Below are 1,466 nucleotides of genomic sequence, written 5' to 3'. Positions count from 1 at the left end.
CGGGGCGTCCCTTTGACGGGTTTGTCGAACAGACCAAGCGCGTCTCGCCAACCTGCCTGATCCAGTTCGAAGGCAATCGCTACAGCGTGCCGGCCTCCTTTGCCAATCGTCCGGTCAGCCTGCGGGTTTATCCCGACAGGCTACGCGTTATCGCCGAAGGACAGGTTCTGTGCGTGCATGACCGGATCATCACCCGTTCGCATGGCCTGCCAGGCCGCACGGTTTATGACTGGCGGCATTATCTGGCGGTCATCCAGCGCAAACCGGGCGCCCTGCGCAATGGCGCACCGTTTACCGAATTGCCAACCGCCTTCCGGACCCTGCAGGATCAACTGCTCAGGCGGCCTGGAGGCGACCGGGAAATGGCTGAAATCCTGGCCCTGGTGCTGCAGCATGATGAGCAGGCCGTCCTCTGCGCGGTTGAACTGGCTCTTGAAGATGGCGTGGCGACCAAGACCCATGTTCTCAATACGCTGCATCGCCTGATTGATGCCAAAAGAACCGTGGTTCCCCGGCTTGATGCTCCACAGGCCCTGGTGCTCGAACACGAACCGTGCGCCGATACAGGGCGCTATGACATCCTGCGTGGGGACAGTCGCCATGCGTCATGATCCTGCCGCCGCCTCACTTGTCGTCATGCTCCGTGGACTGCGGATGTATGGCATGGCCCAGGCCACGGCTGACCTCATTGAGCAGGGCGCGCCCGCCTTCGAGGCGGCCATCCCCATCCTCGCGCAGCTTCTGAAGGCGGAACTGGCCGAACGCGAAGTGCGCTCCATCGCCTACCAGACAAAGACAGCCCGGTTCCCTGCCTACAAGGACCTGTCCGGGTTCTCCTTTGCCGACACCCAGGTCAACGAGCCCATGGTCCGCCAGCTCCATGGCGGGAACTTTATCGAGCGTGCCGAAAATGTCGTGCTGATCGGCGGCCCGGGAACCGGGAAAACCCACCTGGCGACCGCCCTGGCCATCCAGGCGATTACCCATCACCGCAAGAAGGCGCGCTTCTGGTCAACGGTCGACCTGGTCAATGCTCTTGAACAGGAGAAGACTGCCAGCCGGGCCGGGCAGATTGCCGACAGGCTGCTCCGCCTGGATCTCGTGATCCTTGATGAACTCGGTTATCTCCCCTTCAGCGCGTCTGGGGGCGCCCTGCTGTTCCATCTGCTCAGCCGCCTCTATGAGCGCACCAGTGTCATCATCACAACCAATCTGAGCTTCAGTGAATGGGGAGACGTCTTTGGTGACCCGAAGATGACGACGGCGCTCCTCGATCGGCTGACCCATCACTGTCATATCCTCGAGACAGGAAATGACAGCTACAGGTTCCGTGCCAGCACCGCCGCGTCAAAAAACAGGAAGGATAAATCCTCTTCTTGACCGCCCGCCCGACTATGCCTGAAATAGCATCTGGCTGGGTCAATTCCTGATGAAAAACCCGGGTCAGTTCTCAGTGAAAATCAACA

Annotated in this window: 2 protein-coding genes; both read left to right on the top strand. The window is 60.4% G+C overall.

Annotation, left to right across the window (positions count from 1 at the left end):
* Nucleotides 1-611 (top strand): Mu transposase domain-containing protein (locus DY926_RS06335; protein WP_408886035.1); only part of this gene is annotated, 611 nt, incomplete at its 5' end.
* The gene (istB, locus tag DY926_RS06330; protein ID WP_116702610.1) at nt 601-1,380 is read left to right on the top strand and encodes an IS21-like element helper ATPase IstB; all 780 of its coding nucleotides are present in this window, start codon (nt 601-603) and stop codon (nt 1,378-1,380) included. The genes DY926_RS06335 and istB, both read left to right, overlap by 11 nt.
* The last annotated feature ends 86 nt before the right edge of the window (nt 1,381-1,466 follow it).

The organism is Komagataeibacter melaceti, assembly GCF_003403295.1.
In the GTDB taxonomy this organism is placed as follows: Bacteria; Pseudomonadota; Alphaproteobacteria; order Acetobacterales; family Acetobacteraceae; genus Komagataeibacter; species Komagataeibacter melaceti.
The sequence above is the reverse complement of the archived record's forward strand: the minus strand, read 5'-3'. Positions and strand labels throughout refer to the sequence as shown.

Bases quoted from the DNA above. Each gene is read 5' to 3' on its own strand.
- istB (WP_116702610.1), top strand. From the start codon at position 601: ATGCGTCATGATCCTGCCGCCGCCTCACTTGTCGTCATGCTCCGTGGA.